This is a genomic window from Aminobacter niigataensis (assembly GCF_946995915.1).
Taxonomy (GTDB): Bacteria; Pseudomonadota; Alphaproteobacteria; order Rhizobiales; family Rhizobiaceae; genus Aminobacter; species Aminobacter niigataensis.
Genome location: NZ_OX341517.1, coordinates 2,144,311 through 2,161,294 on the forward strand (window position 1 = coordinate 2,144,311; position 16,984 = coordinate 2,161,294).

The 16,984-nt window shown below is 65.3% G+C and carries 15 protein-coding genes and 1 riboswitch; of the genes, 5 read left to right on the plus strand and 10 right to left on the minus strand.

The window, feature by feature from the left end:
- The first annotated feature begins 260 nt into the window (after nucleotides 1-260).
- Nucleotides 261-1,406 (plus strand): multicopper oxidase domain-containing protein, encoded by a 1,146-nt coding sequence (locus O1Y97_RS10355; RefSeq protein WP_318763943.1) that lies wholly within the window; start codon nucleotides 261-263, stop codon nucleotides 1,404-1,406.
- A complete protein-coding gene (locus tag O1Y97_RS10360; protein WP_318763944.1) occupies nucleotides 1,403-2,608 on the plus strand; it encodes a ZIP family metal transporter in 1,206 nt (401 codons plus the stop codon). The genes O1Y97_RS10355 and O1Y97_RS10360 overlap by 4 nt, the downstream gene beginning before the upstream one ends.
- Before the next feature lie 10 nt (nucleotides 2,609-2,618).
- Here O1Y97_RS10360 and O1Y97_RS10365 read toward each other — a convergent pair whose 3' ends face one another.
- Nucleotides 2,619-2,918, minus strand: a complete 300-nt coding sequence (locus O1Y97_RS10365; RefSeq protein WP_318763945.1) for a putative quinol monooxygenase — start codon at nucleotides 2,916-2,918, stop codon at nucleotides 2,619-2,621.
- A 247-nt stretch (nucleotides 2,919-3,165) separates the two neighbouring features.
- Here O1Y97_RS10365 and O1Y97_RS10370 point away from each other — a divergent pair, with 247 nt between their 5' ends.
- Nucleotides 3,166-3,933, plus strand: coding sequence for an outer membrane protein (locus O1Y97_RS10370; protein WP_318763946.1), 768 nt, complete (start codon nucleotides 3,166-3,168; stop codon nucleotides 3,931-3,933).
- A gap of 112 nt (nucleotides 3,934-4,045) precedes the next feature.
- On the opposite strand, the gene O1Y97_RS10375 is transcribed toward O1Y97_RS10370, so the two are convergent.
- From O1Y97_RS10375 to O1Y97_RS10410, 8 genes are all read right to left on the minus strand, one after another.
- Complete coding sequence (locus O1Y97_RS10375; protein WP_183264327.1) at nucleotides 4,046-5,002, minus strand: cation diffusion facilitator family transporter; 957 nt, start codon at nucleotides 5,000-5,002, stop codon at nucleotides 4,046-4,048.
- Nucleotides 5,003-5,030: 28 nt separating this feature from the next.
- The gene (locus tag O1Y97_RS10380; protein ID WP_318763947.1) at nucleotides 5,031-7,220 is read right to left on the minus strand and encodes an anthranilate synthase; all 2,190 of its coding nucleotides are present in this window, start codon (nucleotides 7,218-7,220) and stop codon (nucleotides 5,031-5,033) included.
- A gap of 242 nt (nucleotides 7,221-7,462) precedes the next feature.
- Nucleotides 7,463-8,470 carry a FecCD family ABC transporter permease gene (locus O1Y97_RS10385; protein ID WP_318763948.1) on the minus strand — a complete coding sequence of 336 codons (1,008 nt, stop codon included), beginning with the start codon at nucleotides 8,468-8,470 and terminating at the stop codon, nucleotides 7,463-7,465.
- Between the two features lie 53 nt (nucleotides 8,471-8,523).
- Nucleotides 8,524-9,468 (minus strand): ABC transporter substrate-binding protein, encoded by a 945-nt coding sequence (locus O1Y97_RS10390; protein ID WP_318763949.1) that lies wholly within the window; start codon nucleotides 9,466-9,468, stop codon nucleotides 8,524-8,526.
- A gap of 20 nt (nucleotides 9,469-9,488) precedes the next feature.
- The gene (locus tag O1Y97_RS10395; protein WP_318763950.1) at nucleotides 9,489-10,013 is read right to left on the minus strand and encodes an ABC transporter ATP-binding protein; all 525 of its coding nucleotides are present in this window, start codon (nucleotides 10,011-10,013) and stop codon (nucleotides 9,489-9,491) included.
- Nucleotides 9,980-10,303 (minus strand): ATP-binding cassette domain-containing protein, encoded by a 324-nt coding sequence (locus tag O1Y97_RS10400; RefSeq protein WP_318763951.1) that lies wholly within the window; start codon nucleotides 10,301-10,303, stop codon nucleotides 9,980-9,982. Before O1Y97_RS10400 ends, O1Y97_RS10395 begins: the two co-directional genes overlap by 34 nt.
- A gap of 108 nt (nucleotides 10,304-10,411) precedes the next feature.
- Nucleotides 10,412-10,620, minus strand: a riboswitch (cobalamin riboswitch).
- 32 nt (nucleotides 10,621-10,652) lie between these two features.
- A complete protein-coding gene (locus tag O1Y97_RS10405) occupies nucleotides 10,653-11,819 on the minus strand; it encodes an MFS transporter (protein ID WP_108607249.1) in 1,167 nt (388 codons plus the stop codon).
- Between the two features lie 134 nt (nucleotides 11,820-11,953).
- Nucleotides 11,954-12,811, minus strand: coding sequence for a LysR substrate-binding domain-containing protein (locus O1Y97_RS10410; protein ID WP_108607250.1), 858 nt, complete (start codon nucleotides 12,809-12,811; stop codon nucleotides 11,954-11,956).
- 96 nt (nucleotides 12,812-12,907) lie between these two features.
- Between O1Y97_RS10410 and O1Y97_RS10415 the strand changes: the two genes are divergently transcribed.
- Nucleotides 12,908-13,813: a DMT family transporter gene (locus O1Y97_RS10415; protein ID WP_318763952.1), complete on the plus strand. Its 906-nt coding sequence runs from the start codon at nucleotides 12,908-12,910 to the stop codon at nucleotides 13,811-13,813.
- A gap of 46 nt (nucleotides 13,814-13,859) precedes the next feature.
- Here the strand turns inward: O1Y97_RS10415 and O1Y97_RS10420 are convergent, their stop codons facing one another.
- The gene (locus O1Y97_RS10420) at nucleotides 13,860-16,286 is read right to left on the minus strand and encodes a membrane-bound PQQ-dependent dehydrogenase, glucose/quinate/shikimate family (RefSeq protein ID WP_318763953.1); all 2,427 of its coding nucleotides are present in this window, start codon (nucleotides 16,284-16,286) and stop codon (nucleotides 13,860-13,862) included.
- A 236-nt stretch (nucleotides 16,287-16,522) separates the two neighbouring features.
- Between O1Y97_RS10420 and O1Y97_RS10425 the strand changes: the two genes are divergently transcribed.
- Nucleotides 16,523-16,978, plus strand: coding sequence for a MarR family winged helix-turn-helix transcriptional regulator (locus O1Y97_RS10425; RefSeq protein ID WP_318763954.1), 456 nt, complete (start codon nucleotides 16,523-16,525; stop codon nucleotides 16,976-16,978).
- The last annotated feature ends 6 nt before the right edge of the window (nucleotides 16,979-16,984 follow it).

Below are 16,984 nucleotides of genomic sequence, written 5' to 3' on the forward strand. Positions count from 1 at the left end.
TGCGGTTCGCGACCTGTGGACGCTGAATTGATGAATCGGAACAGGTGTTTGTGGCGGTCGGCTGCGGCTCTGAAACCAGCGATGTGCGCAATACAGACAACTCCTCTCCTCTGTAGCTTGCGAGGGCGTCTCTCCGCCCGTGCTGGATTGTCTTTGCACGGCACTGGTTTGAGCCATGGCGCTGCCGCTCAGATTCAACTTGTGCACTGGCGACTGCGAGTGCATGATGCAAATCATTCGCATTTGCAAAAGAGGGTAAGGTGGAAACACCAGGTTGGTTGCGGGAACGGCTGAGCCGCAGGTTGCTGCTGGCCGGCGGCATTTGCACGGCTGGCGCGACCGCTGTCAGCGTCAGTTCGGCCGTGGGCCAGGCGGCGCACGGCGGGCATGATGCCGCTGGCGCCGCTGCTGCCGACAGCGCCTATAAGGCCGCTCCAATATCTGGGCACAGCGGCGCCCATGGCGCGATGGTCACGGTCGGCGAGGTCGACAGTGTCCGCAACGGCTTCGACCCGGCCAAGATGCTTACCGACTGGGATGTTGGAACGAAGTCGGTCCTGCCCGACGGTCGCACGCTCCGGACCTTCGACGTCGTTGCCGAGGACAAGGAGATCGAGATCGCCCCGGGGGTCATGTTCCCGGCCTGGACCTACAACGGACGCGTTCCCGGTCCGGCGCTGCGGGCGACCGAAGGCGAGCGCTTACGCATCGTTTTCAAGAACTACGGCTCGCACCCGCATTCGATGCATTTCCATGGCATTCATGCGGCGCGCATGGACGGCGTGCCTGGGGCCGGCCTGATCAATCCCGGCGAGGAGTTCGTCTACGAGTTCGACGCCAAGCCCTTCGGCTGCCACCTCTACCACTGCCACGCGTTGCCGCTGAAACGGCACATCCACAAGGGCATGTACGGCGCCTTCGTCATCGACCCCGATCCCGCACGCCATCCCGAGCAGGCCGATGTCGCCCGTTCGCGGCTCTATGGCACGCCCGAGAACAGGCAGTGGCAGGAGTTCGTCATGGTGATGAACGCCTTCGACACCAATTTCGACGGCGAGAACGAGTTCTATGCCGTCAACACGGTGGCGCACACCTACATGAATTCGCCGATCAGGATCGCAAAGAACAGGCCGGTGCGGATCTACCTGATCAACGTCGTCGAGTTCGATCCCATCAACTCGTTTCACCTGCACGGCAACTTCTTCGACTATTTCGACCAGGGAACGACGCTGACGCCGACGTTGAAGACCGTCGACCTGATCACCCAATGCCAGGCCCAGCGCGGCATCATCGAGTTCAGCTTCGCCGATCACGAGCCAGGCCTCTACATGTTCCATCCGCATCAGTCGGAATTCACTGAGCTTGGCTGGGTCGGCATGTTCGACGTCGTGGAGGAAGTCGCATGAGGGACGCTCCGATCGTCGAAACCGAAGCCGAATTGCCCGGCACGCCTTCGCCGCGCCGGGCGCTGTGGTGGGTCGTCCTGCCGCTGCTGGCCTTTGCCGCTGCCATCGCGGTTCTGATTGCGACCAACCCGATGGCGAGGTTCAACAGCGGTGCGCCGCCGGTTGAAGACATTGCCTTCGAACGCGTCATCCTTGCCGGCGGCGGCATCAGCGTCCTGGTCCGTGCCGGCGGGTCCGAACCGATGACCATCGCCCAGGTCCAGGTCGACGATGCCTATTGGCAGTTCACGCAAGATTCCCCCGGGCCTTTGGCGCGAGGGTCGTCCGCCTGGATCCACGTGCCTTTCCCGTGGGTGCTTGGCGAAGCGCACGCGGTCAATCTGGTGACCAGCACGGGTGCCACCTTCGCTCACGAAATTCCCGTTGCCGTGGCGACACCGGTCCCCGACAGCTCGAGCCTGCTGACGCAGGCGATCCTCGGCATCTTCGTCGGAATCGTGCCGGTTGCGGTTGGGCTGATGTTCTATCCGGCGCTGCGCGGCGTCGGCCGCTCCGGCATGAGTTTCCTCCTTGCGCTCACCGTCGGCCTGCTCGCCTTCCTGATGGTCGATGCGTTCAGCGAAGCCCTCGAATTGGCAGGAGAATCCGCCGCGATCTTCCAGGGGCAGGTGATGGTGGTGCTGGCCGCAACGGCCAGCTTCCTGATCCTGATGGGGATCGGCCGGCGCAACGGGGCGCCGAAGGGTCTTGCGCTCGCCACCTACATCGCCATCGGCATCGGGCTGCACAATTTCGGCGAGGGGCTCGCCATAGGTGCCGCCTTCGCCGCCGGTGCTGCCGGGCTCGGCACCTTCCTGCTGATCGGCTTTGCGCTGCACAATGTCACCGAAGGGATCGGCATCGCCGCACCCATCCTGCGCCAGAGGGTGACGTTGTGGACCTTCGTTTGGCTGACGCTGCTCGCCGGCGGGCCGGCGGTGCTTGGCCTGTGGATCGGCAGCCTCGCCTTTGCGCCGCAATGGTCGGCACTGGCGCTCGCCATCGGCGCCGGGGCCATCCTGCAGGTCATCGTCGAGGTGACGGCACTGCTGCGCCGGCGCGACGGCGTTGACGTTGGCGGGCTGTTCAGCCCTGCCGCCATGACCGGCCTCGCCGCAGGTGCCGGCCTCATGTACCTCACCGCCATGCTGGTGAAGATCTGATTGGGTGGGTTCAGGAACCCGGAAGCCCAAAGCCGCCGACCGGCTCGATCTCGGTGCTGCTGTCGAAACCGGCAATCAGCGGCATCGCCTGCTTGATCGCCGCCTGCACCTCGGGCAGCAAAAGCGAAGCCTTGTGGCTTTCGCTCTTGTCCCACACTTCGGTGATCCAGATCGCATCGGGATCGGCTGGATCCTTGGCGACGACGTAGCTCAGGCAGCCGGGCATGCTGCCGGTGCTGTCGAGCAGTATTGCCAGCAACGCGTCCCGCTTGCCGGGTTGCGCGCGCATCTTGCCTATCAATCCGAACATACCCGATATCCTCGCATCCAAATCTCCGCCGCAGGCGATTGAGCGCGTGCAGGAGCTTGATGTCCAGTGTCGCAGGTGGCTGGGCTGAAAGGCTGCTGACAGATGCGGTGCCGCGATTTCCGCTCAATTCCGGAGACTTCCGCTCGCTGCGCGAGACGCATCGGTCAGCACGGCAATAGGGATTGGCCGATCGGATTCGGAGACAGGACGCCGGCTGCGGCGTCCAGGGGGAAATGCAGTGCGTAAGATGCATAAACTGGTCTTGGCGGCGACGATCCTGGTTGGCAGCGTCGCAATCGCGTCTGCGGCAGAGCCTCTCGCAACGGAGCCGGCGGTCCCCTTCAACTGGACAGGCTTCTACGCCGGTGGCCATGCAGGGGTTGGCTGGGGTGACGCAGACTACACATTTGGCAACGACGAAGGAATCGATTTTCCCTCGCAAAATTACTTCAACTGGGAAGCTGGAGACACTTTCTCACATCGGATGGGCGGAGGCTTGCTCGGTGTCCATGCCGGCTACAACCAGCAGTACGAAAATTTCGTGCTCGGTCTCGAGGGGTCGCTTTCCCTCGCTAATGTCGGCAGGTCCGGCATCCACAGTCCGTTCAATTGGAATGACACTCGGCAGGACACCATATCGACGCGGCTCGACTGGCTTGGGATGCTGACGCCGCGGCTCGGCTATGCCTCCGACAGATGGCTGGTCTTCGCAAAGGGCGGCCTGGCCTATGGCCAGGTGCGCAGCCGCATCGATGCTTACAGCGACGTGGGCAGGTTCGATGTTACGAAGACGTTTTCCCGGCCAGGCTGGACCATCGGCGCAGGCGTCAACTACGCCTGGACGAACAACATCATCCTCGGGCTCGATTACAACTATGTCGACCTTGGGTCGTTCACTGTTTCAAGCTTTGCCAGAGATTCCGAAACGGGCGAAATCGACACCCGCGGCTCGACCCACAATGTCGACACGGCATTTCACGCGATCATGGCGCGGGTGAGCTGGCAGTTCAACTAATCCGGCGGGGGGCCGGGCGCATCGGTTCGAGCGGGGCGTTTCCTCGAGCCGGTGCGCGTTCTTCTTTGATTTCGCGTTGTCCCATGCCAGGCCGGGCTACATCAGCTCAAGATCACGCGAACGGCACCGCCACGGTGCCCCTGGGCAGCTTGGCCTCGTCGTCAGGCTCGACATGGATGATGACCCGCACCGACGGGATGTCGGCCCGCAGCGCATCCTCGATGCGGTCGCAGATGACGTGGCTTTCGCCGACGGTCATGTCGGCGTCGACGACAAGATGGAACTCGATGAAAGTGGCGCGGCCTGCGATGCGGGTCTTGAGGTCGTGGACCTCGATCGCGCCCTTGGAATTGGCCGAGATGATGTCGCGGATGCGCATGTGCTCGTCGAGTTCGACGGCGCGATCCATCAGCCCGTCCATCGACGAGCTGATGACGTGCCAGCCCTGCCACAGGATGTTGAGCGCCACGATCACGGCCAGTGCCGGATCGAGGATCTTCCAGCCGGTGACAACGGCAGCGACGAGGCCGATCAGCACGCCGGCGGAGGTCACCACGTCGGTCATGATGTGGTGGCCGTCGGCGACCATGGCGGGCGAGCGTTCGGCACGGCCAACACGGATCAGCGCGCCTGCCCAGATGGCGTTGATCACTGCTGCGACGCCGTTGATGCCGAGGCCGAACCAGGGCTGCTCGACGTCCATCGGCACGCCCCAGCTGCGCCAGACCTCGAACAGGATCAGGAAGGCGGCAACGACGATCAGCACGCCTTCGAGCACGGCCGAGAAATATTCCGCCTTGTGGTGGCCGTGCTGGTGGCCCATGTCCGCCGGCTTGTGGCTGATCTTGATCGCCCAGAAGGCGGCCATGGCGGCGACGACGTTGACGATCGATTCGAGCGCGTCCGAATACAGCGCCACGGAACCCGTCAGCCACCAGGCGACGAATTTCAGGCCCATGACGCCCGCGCCGATGATGATCGACCAGAAGGCGAGCCTGGCGACACGCCGCTTGGACGATGGCTGTCCACCGCGCGTGGCCGACAAGCTCTGTGTTTCGGTTTCGCTCATGATCTCTGCTTGCAGTCCCGGCGGCCGCTCAGGCCGCCTTGTCCTTGGCCTTGCGCGGCATGTGCGCGACGACGTTCTCGATCATCCTCATGCCGGCGTCGTGGCCGAGCGTCATGATCGATTCCGGGTGGAATTGCACCGCGGCGATCGGCTCCTTCTTGTGCTCGAACGCCATGATGACGCCGTCCTCGGTCTCGGCGGTGACCACGAAATCGCTGGGCAGGCGCACCGGATCGGCGAAGATCGAATGGTAGCGGCCGACGGTCACTTCCTTGGGCAGGCCGGAGAAGATGATGCCCGGCTTGGAGACGCGGATGCGCGACGGCTTGCCGTGCATCGGCACCGCCAACTGGCGCAGCTCGCCGCCATAGGCTTCGGCCAGCGCCTGTAGGCCCAGGCACACGCCGAAGATCGGCAGGTCGCGGTCGCGTGCCTTCTTGATCGTCGCCGCCGTGTCGAAATCCTTCGGCGTGCCCGGTCCGGGCGAAAGCACCACGAGATCCGGCTTGATGCGGTCGAAGATCTCCTCCGGCACCGGCGAGCGCACGGTCGAGACGTCGGCGCCGGTCTGGCGGAAGTAGTTGGCCAAGGTGTGGACGAACGAGTCCTCGTGGTCGACGAGCAGGATCTTGACCCCTTCGCCGACACGCGCGGTGGTGCGCTCGGTGCCTGCGGAGTTGCCGGTCTTGGCGTCGCGGATGGCGGAAAGCATGGCTGAGGCCTTCAGTTCGGTTTCGGCTTCTTCTTCTTCGGGAACGGAATCGTAGAGCAGGGTGGCGCCGGCACGCACCTCGGCGATGCCGTCCTTGATGCGGATGGTGCGCAGCGTCAGGCCGGTGTTCAGGTCGCCGTTGAAATGCACCATGCCGATCGCCCCGCCATACCAGGCGCGCGGGCTCTTTTCGTTACTCTCGATGAAACGCATCGCCCACAATTTGGGCGCGCCGGTGACGGTCACGGCCCAGGCATGGCTGAGGAACGCGTCGAAGGCGTCCATACCCTCGCGCAGGCGGCCCTCGATGTGGTCGACGGTGTGGATCAGCCGCGAGTACATCTCGATTTGCCGACGGCCGATGACACGCACCGAGCCCGGTTCGCAGACGCGGCTCTTGTCGTTGCGGTCGACGTCCGAGCACATCGTCAGCTCGGATTCGTCCTTCTTCGAGTTCAGCAGCTTGAGGATCTGCTCGCTGTCGGAGATGGCGTCGTCGCCGCGCTTGATGGTGCCCGAGATCGGGCAGGTCTCGACGCGGCGGCCGTTGACGCGCACGAACATCTCCGGCGATGCCCCGATCAGGTATTCGCCCTCGCCGAGATTGATGAAGAACGAGTAGGGCGAGGGGTTGATCGTCTTCAGCCGGCGCGAGATTTCGGACGGTGCGGTCTCGCAGCGCTCATAGAACATCTGGCCGGGCACGACCTCGAACAGGTCGCCGCGCTTGAAGCTGTCCATCGCCCGGCGCACCAGCTGGGCATATTCGCCCGGCTCGTGGTCGCCGCGTGGGGGGATGCGGTCGGAAGCCTTGAAGGGCTCGGCAGCGCTGTCGCGGGCGATGCCTTCGGTCGAAAAACCCTTGCCGGAATAGTCGTAGCGGTCGTGCCAGGCCTTGGCCGAATAGTGGTCGACGACCAGGATCTCGTCGGGCAGGAACAGCACCAGGTCGCGCTGGCTCTCCTTGCGCTCCAACTTGTGCTCGACCGGGTCGAACTGGAAGGCCAGGTCGTAGCCGAAGGCGCCATAAAGGCCGAGATTGCTGTCCTCGTCCGATTTGAACAGTGCGGTGATGGCACGCAGCACGGTGAACACCGACGGCACGCGCGAACGCTCCTCTTCGGTGAAGACCCGCCCGGGCGTTGCCACTTGAAGCGCGATCAGGCGCTTGGTCGTCTCGCCGATGGTCAGCTCCTCGAGCGGCGCCAGTGCCGCGTGGATGACCGGCAGCAACACCTCGCCACGTGCGTTGAGCGCCTCGATCTTCATGGCGCGGCCACGTGCCGAGATCACGATCGGCGGGTCGATGATCGCGGTGTCCCAACGCGTGTAGCGGCCGGGATATTCGTAGTTGGAGGAGAAGACCGCGCCGCGCCGGCTGTTCAGTCCGTCGAGATAGGTCTCGATCGCCCCGGCATAGGCGGTCTCATGGCGCTGCCTGGTGATGGAAACACCACCTCCGGTCACGTAGCGCTCGGCACCGTTATCAAGCAGTTCCAACGTCATTCCCGTCTCCATCTGTTGCCGTGGGAGCGTCCGGAGCCTGGTTCGAAAAAAGCAAATGGCCGCCCGGAAATCCCGTTGCGGCCATCACAATTTTCACGCGCACGCGCTTCAAGAGGCCGCTGTCAGCTGGCCCGCCACCAAATGTTCTGGAGCGAAGTCGTGTTCATGGCAAATCCATAGCTAGGAAAAACGGGGGGTGCAACTGGATTTGCGTCGTCTTGCATTGCATTACCAACTGACGCTCAATTTGTCGTCCGGCGCCGCATCAGCACCACGAATGCCACGCCTCCGATCAGTCCGGTGACGATGCCGAGCGGCATGTCCTGCGGCGGCATCACCGTGCGGGCGGCCATGTCGGCAGCGATCAGGAAGATGGCTCCCACCAGCGCCGACAGCGGCAGCACGCGGCGATAGTCGCCGCCGACGAAGAAGCGCACGATATGCGGGATCATCAGGCCGACGAATGCGATTGCGCCGGAATAGGCGACGGCACATCCGGTCAACATTGCGCAGACGACAAACACATTGAGCCGAAATCGCCGGGCCGGGATGCCGAGCGCGGTGGCGCTCTCGTCGCCGAGCGTCATGGCGTTCAGGTTGCGCGTCTGCGTCATCAGCCAGGCGCCGCCCACAAAGAGGGCTGCCAGCGGGTAGGGAAGGTGGCTCCACTGCGCCAGCCCCAGCCCGCCGAGCATCCAGAAGATCGCGACATGGGCAGCCTTGGGGTCGCCGATGAAGATCAACAAATTGCCGGCGGCGCTGATGATGAAACTCACCGCCACGCCGGCCAGGATCAACTGGCCGGCCGACTGCGCCCGTGCCAAGTTGGCGATCGCCAGCACCAGTGCCGTCGCTGCCAGCGCTCCGGCAAAGGCGAACACCGGCACAGTGATGGCGCCGAAGATCATGCCGGCGTGGATCAGCGCCATGATCGCGCCGAAAGCAGCGCCGGACGAGACGCCGAGCAGATGCGGATCGGCGAGCGGATTGCGCGTCACTGATTGCAGCGCCGCACCCACCAGCGCCAGCGAGGCGCCGACGGCCGCGCCCAGGATGACGCGCGGCGCGCGCACGTCCCAGACGATGTTCTCGCGGCCGCTCGACCAGGCCACCTCGACGCTTCCCGGCACCAGCTTGTTGGCGATCACGCCCCACACGGTCTCAAGAGGGATCGCGACCGGACCGACGCCGACGGCGATGACCATGGCGGCGACGAGCAGGATGACCAGCCCCGGTATCAGGGCCGGCATGGCATGGATCAGGGCGTGCCTTGGCCCCGCGACGAGGTGGCGGTGCGACACGGTCAGTCGGCGCGCATGGCGGCGGCCAGCCGCTTGATGGCGGCGATGTTGCGCGGCCCCGGAGTCGCCTCGATGTATTCGAGCACGAAGAAGCGGTTGTTCTTGACCGCGGTTATGTCCTTGAAGGCCGGGTTGGAGCGCATGAACTCGATCTTCTGCTCGGCGGTGACCTCGCCGTAGTTGACGATCACAACCATGTCCGGGTTGCGCTCGATGACCGGCTCCCAGCCGATCTCGACCCAGCTCGACTCGACGTCGTCGGAGATGTTCTTGCCGCCGGCGACCTCGATGATCGCCGTCGGCATGGCGTAGCGGCCGGCGGTGAAAGGCTTCTGCTCGCCGGAATCATAGAGGAACACGCTGACCGGCTTGTCCAGCTTGGGCAGCGACGCCTGGAAATCGGCGAGCTCCTTCTCGTAACCGGCGACCAGCGCCTCCGCCTTCTCGCGTACGCCGAAGATCGCGCCGAGATTGAGCAGGTCGGCATACATGTCCTGAAGCGACGACTTGCCCTTCTTCATGATGTGGATGCAGCTCTCGGTCAGCTCGTAGACCGGGATGTTGAAGGGGGTGAGCGTGTCGGGGGTGACGTCGCCGCCGACCTTCATGCCGTAGTTCCAGCCGGCGAAGAACAGGTCGGCATCGGCACCCAGCAGCACTTCCTTGGTGACGTATTTCGGCGCGAGCTCCGGCAGTTCGCCGACGCCTTTGCGCAGGTTCTCGTCCAGCGTCTTCCAGCCGGAAATGCCGGAATAGCCGGCCATGCGGTCGGCGAGCCCGAGCACCAGCATCATCTCGGTCAGGTTGACGTCGTGGGAGACAGCCCGCTTGGGTGCGGCCTCGAAGGTCACGTCGCGGTTGCAGCTCTTGACGGTGGCGGGAAAGCCGCTGGCAGCGGCGGAAGCACAGGTGGCGAGCAGGGCGGCGGCGATGATGGGCAGGCGCATTGGGGCTCCTTGGGTTGTTGTCAGCGTTCGAGGTGGAAGGAAAAGCGCGGGCGACCGGTGATGGGATGGTCGTCGAGGATCGCACCGACGGAAAAGCTCAAGCGGATGCGTTCGGGCGTCAGGATGTCTGCCGGCCTGCCGCAAGCCGCCGCGCGGCCCGCGTCCATCACCAGCACGCGGTCGGCATGGGCCGATGCGAGCGCCAGGTCGTGCAGGGAGACGATGACGGTGCAGCCGAGATTGCCGAGCAGCTCCAGAACTTCGAGCTGGTGGCGGATGTCGAGATGGTTGGTCGGCTCGTCGAGGATCAGCAGATCGGGCCGCTGCACCAGCGCGCGGGCAATCATCACGCGCTGCTTTTCGCCGCCGGACAGCGAGTTGAAGTCGCGCGCGGCGAGCGCGGTCAGGCCGAGCAATGCAAGCGCTGCCTCGACCTGGTCGTAGTCCTGATCGCCGGTGCGAATGCCGGTTGCGTGCGGGGTCAGCCCCAGCTCGACGATCTCGGCCACGGTCAGGCCGAAGTCGGAGGCGCTTTCCTGCAGCACGGTGGGATGCGGCGGGCGCAGTCACGCGGCTTCATCGTCCAGATGTCGGTGCCATCCAGCCGGACCGTTCCCGAGATCGGCCTGTGGTAGCGGTAGAGGCAGCGCAGCAGGCTCGATTTGCCGGCGCCATTGGGGCCGACGATGGCGAGCATTTCGCCCGGGGCGACCGCAAGCGTCACCGGCTCGAGGATAGGCCTGGAGGCGCGCGGCCCCCAGCTGACGCCGTCGAGTTCGAGCAGTGCCGGGGTGGTGCCTACAAGGCGGCTAGCGGCGTGGACGCGATCGAGCATGCCCTGTCTCCGCAGTCAGGCGGAGGTGGCAGAACGATCCGGTGAGCGCGCCGGTACGGAAAAAGGCAGTCGCAACCATCATCATCTCCGCGGCACACCCCGGCCGGTTGAGTTAATCGGATGATGGCAGGTCTCCTGGCTTGCGGGTGATCACTCCTCGGAGCCTTCCCGGCCGTTTGGCCAGTGGCATTTTCCGATTTGCTATCCGCTCACAGTTGCGGGGGCAGCCACGGTTTCGCGTCAGGGACGTCTCACCGTGTTCCCATTTAATCCGCTGCCCGAGTCAGGCAGCAGGAACCATCAATGAGGTGGCTACAGCAGCTGCGAAGTGCTGACAATCGCTAAAGCGTCATGCCGCCTGCTGAATTGCGTCACGCCGGTCGAGCGCGAAGGAAAACAGCGCGACGCCGAAGGCGGACAGTGCGATCGCCGCGCCGACGAGAGGCAGGTCGGCATAGCTGACGCCCATCGAGATCGCGGCACCGCCGGCCCAGGCGCCGGCGGCATTGCCGGCGTTGAAGGCGCCCTGGTTGAGCGTCGCTGCAAGGTTCGGCGCTTCCGAGGCGGTTTCGACGACCCGCATCTGCATCGGCGGCACGATGACGAAGGTCATCACGCCCCAGAGGAAGATAAGCAGGATCGCGGCGGGCGCCGAATAGCCGAGTTGGGCCAAGGCGACGTGGATCGCGGCCATCACCACCAGCGCGCCGATGGCAGTCGGCATCAGCTTCCAGTCGGCCAGCTTGCCGCCGATGATGTTGCCGATGGTCATGCCGCCGCCGAAGAGGAGCAGGATCCAGGTGACCGATGCAACCGACACGCCGGTGACGTCGGTCAGGATCGGCTTGATGTAGGTGAAGACGGCAAACAGGCTGCCCGAGGCGAGCGCCGAGATGATCATGGCGAGCCACACCTGCAGCTTGCCGAGCACCTTGACCTCGCTGGCCACGCCACCCTTGCCGGGAGGGGCGACGCCCGCCGGCACGAGGAAGGCGATGGCCGCGACCGAGATCAGGCCGATGGCGACGACGGCGAAGAAGGTCATGCGCCAGCCGAAGGCCTCGCCCAGTGCCGTGCCGCCGGGCACGCCGAGGATGTTGGCGAGCGTCAGGCCGGCAAACATCAGGGCAATGGCGCTGGCGCGCTTGTTGGCCGGCACCAGGCTTGCCGCCACCACCGAGCCGATGCCGAAGAAGGCGCCGTGGCCGAAGGCGGTGATGACGCGGGCGATCATCAGCGTCCAGTAGGTCGGGGCGATGGCGCAGAGCAGGTTGCCGAGTACGAACATCATCGCAAGCCCGATCAACACCGGCTTGCGCGGCAGTTTTGCCGTGCCCACGGCAATGATGGGGGCGCCGATGACCACGCCGAGGGCGTAGCCGGTGACGAGCAGGCCGGCGGCCGGGATCGACACGCCGAGGTCGGCCGCGACCTCGGGCAACAGGCCCATGATCACGAATTCGGTGGTGCCGATGCAAAAGGATGCAACGGCCAGGGCGAGGATCGGCAAGGGCATGTCGGACTCGGGGGAGGCTGAAACGATTTAGGTCTACAGTTTCCTCAAGTCGCTCGCGGCACAAGCGATGTTGGTGCATTGCAGCAATGCGTGCTGTGCATGGCAGCCATTCGCTGGCAGCAAGCCGGCTTACATCAGGACTGCTGTGTCAGGTCGCGGCGGAGGAACTCGTAGAGCCGCTCGACCGCGGAATTGCCGGTCTGCGGGTTGCGCAGGATGCCAATCTCCATCTCGGGCAGCGGCGGCAGGCCCTCGGCTTCGCCGATGACGCGCAGTCTGGGCGGCACGCTGCGCTGGGCGAGGCCGGCGACGGCCAATCCCGCCTGAACCACGGCGATGAGCCCGAGCAGGCTGGCGCTGGAATAGGTGCAGCGGAACGATCGGTCGGCCGCACCCAGCACCTGCAGCACGCTCTTGCGCGCCACGCAGCCCGGCTCGAACAGGGCGACGGGCAGGGGGTCGATCTCCCAGGCGACATGGTTGGGCGAGGCGACCCAGACGAGGCGCTCGCGCTGCAGCACCTCGATCGCCTGCTCGGGGCCGCGGGTGATGATGGCAAGGTCGAGCCGGCCGTCGGCGAAGGTCTTCACCAGCGAGGTCGACTGCTCGCAGATCAGTTCCACGTTGACCAGCGGGTGGGCGGCAGCAAAGCGCGACAGGACCGGCGGCAGCAGGAAGGCGGCGTAGTCGTCGGGCACGCCGAGCCGCACGCTGCCGGCCTCCTCGGGACGGGTGACGCTGGCCCAGGCTTCGTCGGACAGTTTCAGCAGCCGGCGGGCATAGACCAGAAGCTCCTCGCCGATGGCGTTGGGCAGGACCGCACGCGGGCCGCGGACCAGAAGCTGCTTGCCGACAGTCTGTTCCAGCCGCTGCATCTGCATGCTGATCGCCGACTGGCTGCGCCCTACCCGTGAGGCGGCATGGGAAAAGCTGCCGCTGTCGGCAACGGCGACAAACGTTCTGAGCAGGTCGAGGTCGAGCGGCAAGGCCATGGCAGTATCAGTATTTCGAATAGGGTTTGCCAAATCTATTCGTTTGAATGAAATCGTCAATGCGGGCTTGCTTGATCATCGCCAAGGAAGACCAGCATGATCAACGCTTCCCGCTTTCCCGCCCTCAACCTCGCCGTCGCCATGGCGATTGCCGGCACCGTCGGCGCCTTCGTCACGGAGGCCGGCGTCGACCCGGTCACGACAGTGTTCTGGCGCTGCCTGTTCGGCTCGCTGTTCCTCGGCACCTGGTGCCTCGTGCGCGGTTACCTGCCTGATCGCTCGCTGTCCTGGGGCCGCCTCGGACGCGCTGCGCTTTGCGGCGTTTGCATGGTGTTGAGCTGGACGGCGTTCTTCGCGGGCTTCGCCAAGACCTCGATCGCCGTGATGACCATCGTCTACCACATCCAGCCGTTCTTCGTGGTGCTGATCGGGGTGCTGTTTCTCAAGGAGCGCATCACCGCCGACCAGGTCGCCTGGATGGCGGCTGCCTTCTTCGGCGTCGTGCTGGCCAGCGGCCTCGTCGTCTCGGACAATCCGGTCACGACGACCTGGATGGTCGGCATCGCCATGGCGCTCGGCGGCGCCTTCCTCTACGCGGTGGTGACGATCCTGGCCAAGGGCCTGGGCGAGCAGCGGCCGGAGGTCACGGTGTTGTGCCAGACGGCGGTCGGCGTGGTCATGCTCGCGCCCTTCGCCAATTTCGCCAGTGACATCGCGCCCGCCTCATGGGGCTGGCTGGCCGGCATCGGGGTGCTGCACACCGGCATTGCCTATGTGATGATGTTTTCGTCTTATCCCAGGCTGACGACGCCGGTCATCGGCGTGCTCACCTTCATCTATCCGGTCGTCGCCATCATCATCGACTGGGCGATCTACGATCATCCTATCGGCTTGGCGCAAGGCGTTGGCATGGCGCTCATTGCGGTTGCGACGCTCGGCGTCAAGCTTGGCTGGCGCCTGCCGATCAGGCGTGCCTCCACAGCCTTCGTCGGCCAGAAATGAAGAAGGGGCGCCTGGGCGCCCCTTCCGGTGTCGATGCCGTCAGAACTCAGTTCGTCTTGGGCAGCTTGTAGGCGACCACATAGTCGCCGCGATCGGGCGACTGGCGGGCGCCGCCGGCCGAGATGACGACATATTGCGCACCCGTTTCAGGCGACACGTAGGTCATCGGCGTGGCCTGGGCGCCGACAGGCAGGCGGCCCTTCCACAATTCCTCGCCGGTCTCCACATCGATCGCGCGCAGGTAGTAGTCCTGCGTGCCGGCGTAGAAGACGAGGCCGCCCGAGGTGGCAACGGGGCCACCGAGCGTCGGCATGCCGATCGGAATCTGCATCCCGGTCTTCATGCCGAGGGGGCCGGTGTCCTCGAGCGTGCCGGCCGGAACCTGCCAGACCAGCGTGCGCGACTCGAGGTCGACCGCGCTGATCGTGCCGTAGGGCGGCTGGTGGCAGGGAACGCCGAGCGGCGACATGAAGCCGTTCTTCAACGCGCCGTAGGGCGTGCCCTTTTGCTGAGACAGGCCGTCATGCGCTGCCGAACCACCATAATTGTCGGCCTCCTCGCGGGCGATGAGCTGCACGAACTGCGGCATGCGGATGTCGTTGACGATCAAGAGGCCGCGGGCCTCGTCGATCGCCGCACTGCCCCAGTTCATGCCGCCATAGTAGCCCGGGTAGATCAGGCTGCGGTCGGTCCTCGGCGGCGTGAACTCGCCGTCATAGCGCAGCTTCTTGAACTCGATGCGGCAATAAAGCTGGTCGTAGGGCGTCGCGCCCCACATGCGCGCCTCGGTGAACGGCTCGGTGCCGATTGACGGCATGCCCACCGAGTAAGGCTGGGTCGGCGCCGTCCAGTCGCCTTCCATCGCGCCCTGCGGCACGGCACGTTCCTCGACTTCGGCTATCGGCTTGCCGTCGCGGCGGTCGAGCATGAAGATCTGGCCGCGCTTGGTCAGCTGGATCAGGGCAGGGGTCTTGCCGCCCTTGCCGTCTGGCACGTCATAGAGTGCCGGCTGGGCGGGTACGTCATAGTCCCAGATGTCGTGGTGCACGGTCTGGAACTTCCAGCGCTCCTTGCCGGTGTCCATGTCGAGGGCGACGACCGCGGCCGAATATTCCTCGGCCGCCTTGCTGCGGTGGGCGCCCCAGAAGTCCGGGGTGGCGTTGCCGGTCGGCAGGTAGACGAGGCCGAGGGCTTCGTCATAGGCCGGCGTCGACCAGACGTTCGGCGTGCCGCGCGTGTAGCTCTCGCCTTCCGGCGGCAGCTTGGTGATGGCGGGGTTGCCGAGGTCCCAGGCCCAGACCAGTTCGCCGGTGCGGGCCGAGAAGGCACGGACGGCGCCCGAAGGCTCGCCGGTCTCGACATTGTCCCAGACCCAGCCGCCGACCATGATCAGGTCGCGCATGACGGTGGGCGCCGAGGTCTGGAAATAGAAGCCGTCCTTGATCTCGCCCATGCCCTGCTTGAGATCGACGATGCCGCCATTGCCGAAGTCCTGGCACAGTTCGCCGGTCTTGGCGTCGAGCTGGATCAGGCGGGCGTCGATGGTGGTCATCACGATGCGGGCGGCACAGGCGTTCGATACCGGGGCGGCGGGGGCCACGGGCGCGATAACGCTGGTCGGGGCCAACGGATCGGTGGGCGCCGGGGCTTCGGCCTGGACCGGAGCCAGTGCCGGCTCGTAGTAGCTGACGCCACGGCAGCGCTGCCAAAGCGGCGACTTGGCCTTGGGATCGTATTTCCACTTCACTTCGCCCGTGTCCGGGTTCAGCGCGTGGACGATGTTGTTGGGCGAGCAGGTGTAGAGCGTGTCGCCGACGAAGAGCGGTGTGCTCTGGTCCTGCGCCGAGCCCTGTGGGGTGTCGCCATGGCGGAAGGTCCAGGCGACTTCGAGCTGGTTGACGTTGTCGCGGTTGATCTGGTCGACCGGGGCATAGCGCGTACCGGCCGGCGTTCGGCCGTAATAGCGCCAGTCACCGGCGCTTGCAGCGGCCGGGGGAACGGCAGGCGCGGGCTCCTTGGCAAATTCGTTGCGCGTCACGCCATGCGGCGTGAATGCATAGAAGGCCGTTGCGGCCAGCGCCGTGACAAGCAGGCCGGCGAGCGCGAAGGGAGCGCGCTTGCCCTTGCTTGACGGAAACAGCGGAGCCAGGAGCAGCGCCGGGATGGCGATGACGGCGGGCGCCACGAGGCGTGGCACGAGCGGCCAGAATTCGAAGCCGGATTCCCAGATCGCCCAGGCGACGGTCGCCAGGAACACGATGGCGTAGAGCCACAGTCCCTGCTTGCGGCGCAGCGCATAGAGAATGCCGGAGGCGATGACGCCGAGGCCGGCGAGTGCGTAATACCAGGAGCCGCCCAGGCCGATCAGCTGGACGCCGCCATAAACGAGCGGCGCGCCGATGATGACCATGAGCAGGCCGAAGAGAACCAGGAGCCAGCCGCCGCTGCCTCCGCTTGTCCGTTGTTCTGCCATTTGTAGTTACCTGTGAAGATTGAACATATCGCCACCGCCCTTGTGGGCGACGACGGCTGCGATCGTCATGCCGGTGCTGTGCGGGCGCTTCCTCGCCCTGCGTCCGCATGGAACCGGTGCCGCCCGTGGCGGCCTGCGCATCGTCGAGGCGAAAACCGGTTTTGGTCTTCGCCAGGCACGATGCGTCGTGCGAGAATCTGATCGCATCCTAATAGATAGTATGTTATCTTTCGGCAATGTCCAATGGGGCCACCGATCGCGCCAGTTTCGGCAAGTATTTGGTATCGGTTGCCCGGTTGTGGCGGCACGCCGCCGACCGCGCGCTCGACGATTGCGGGCTGTCGCACGCCACCGCCATGCCGCTGGTGACGCTGTCACGGCTAGGCGACAACATCCGCCAAGGCGTGATCGCCGACCATCTCGGCTTCGAGGGCCCGTCGCTGGTGCGTATCGTCGATATCTTGGCGGCTGACGGCCTGGTCGTCCGGGTCGGCGACCCCGGTGACCGGCGCGCCAAGATCCTGTCCCTGACCGATGCGGGCCGTGCCCGCGTCGTCGAGATCGAGCGCATTCTCGAGCGTCTGCGTACCGATCTGCTCGCCGGCGAAGACGACGCGGGCCTCAAGATCGCCGTCGGCTTGCTGGAGCGGCTCGAGGGGCGGCTGCTGAGCGCTGACCCGGACGCTGGCTGAGGGTGC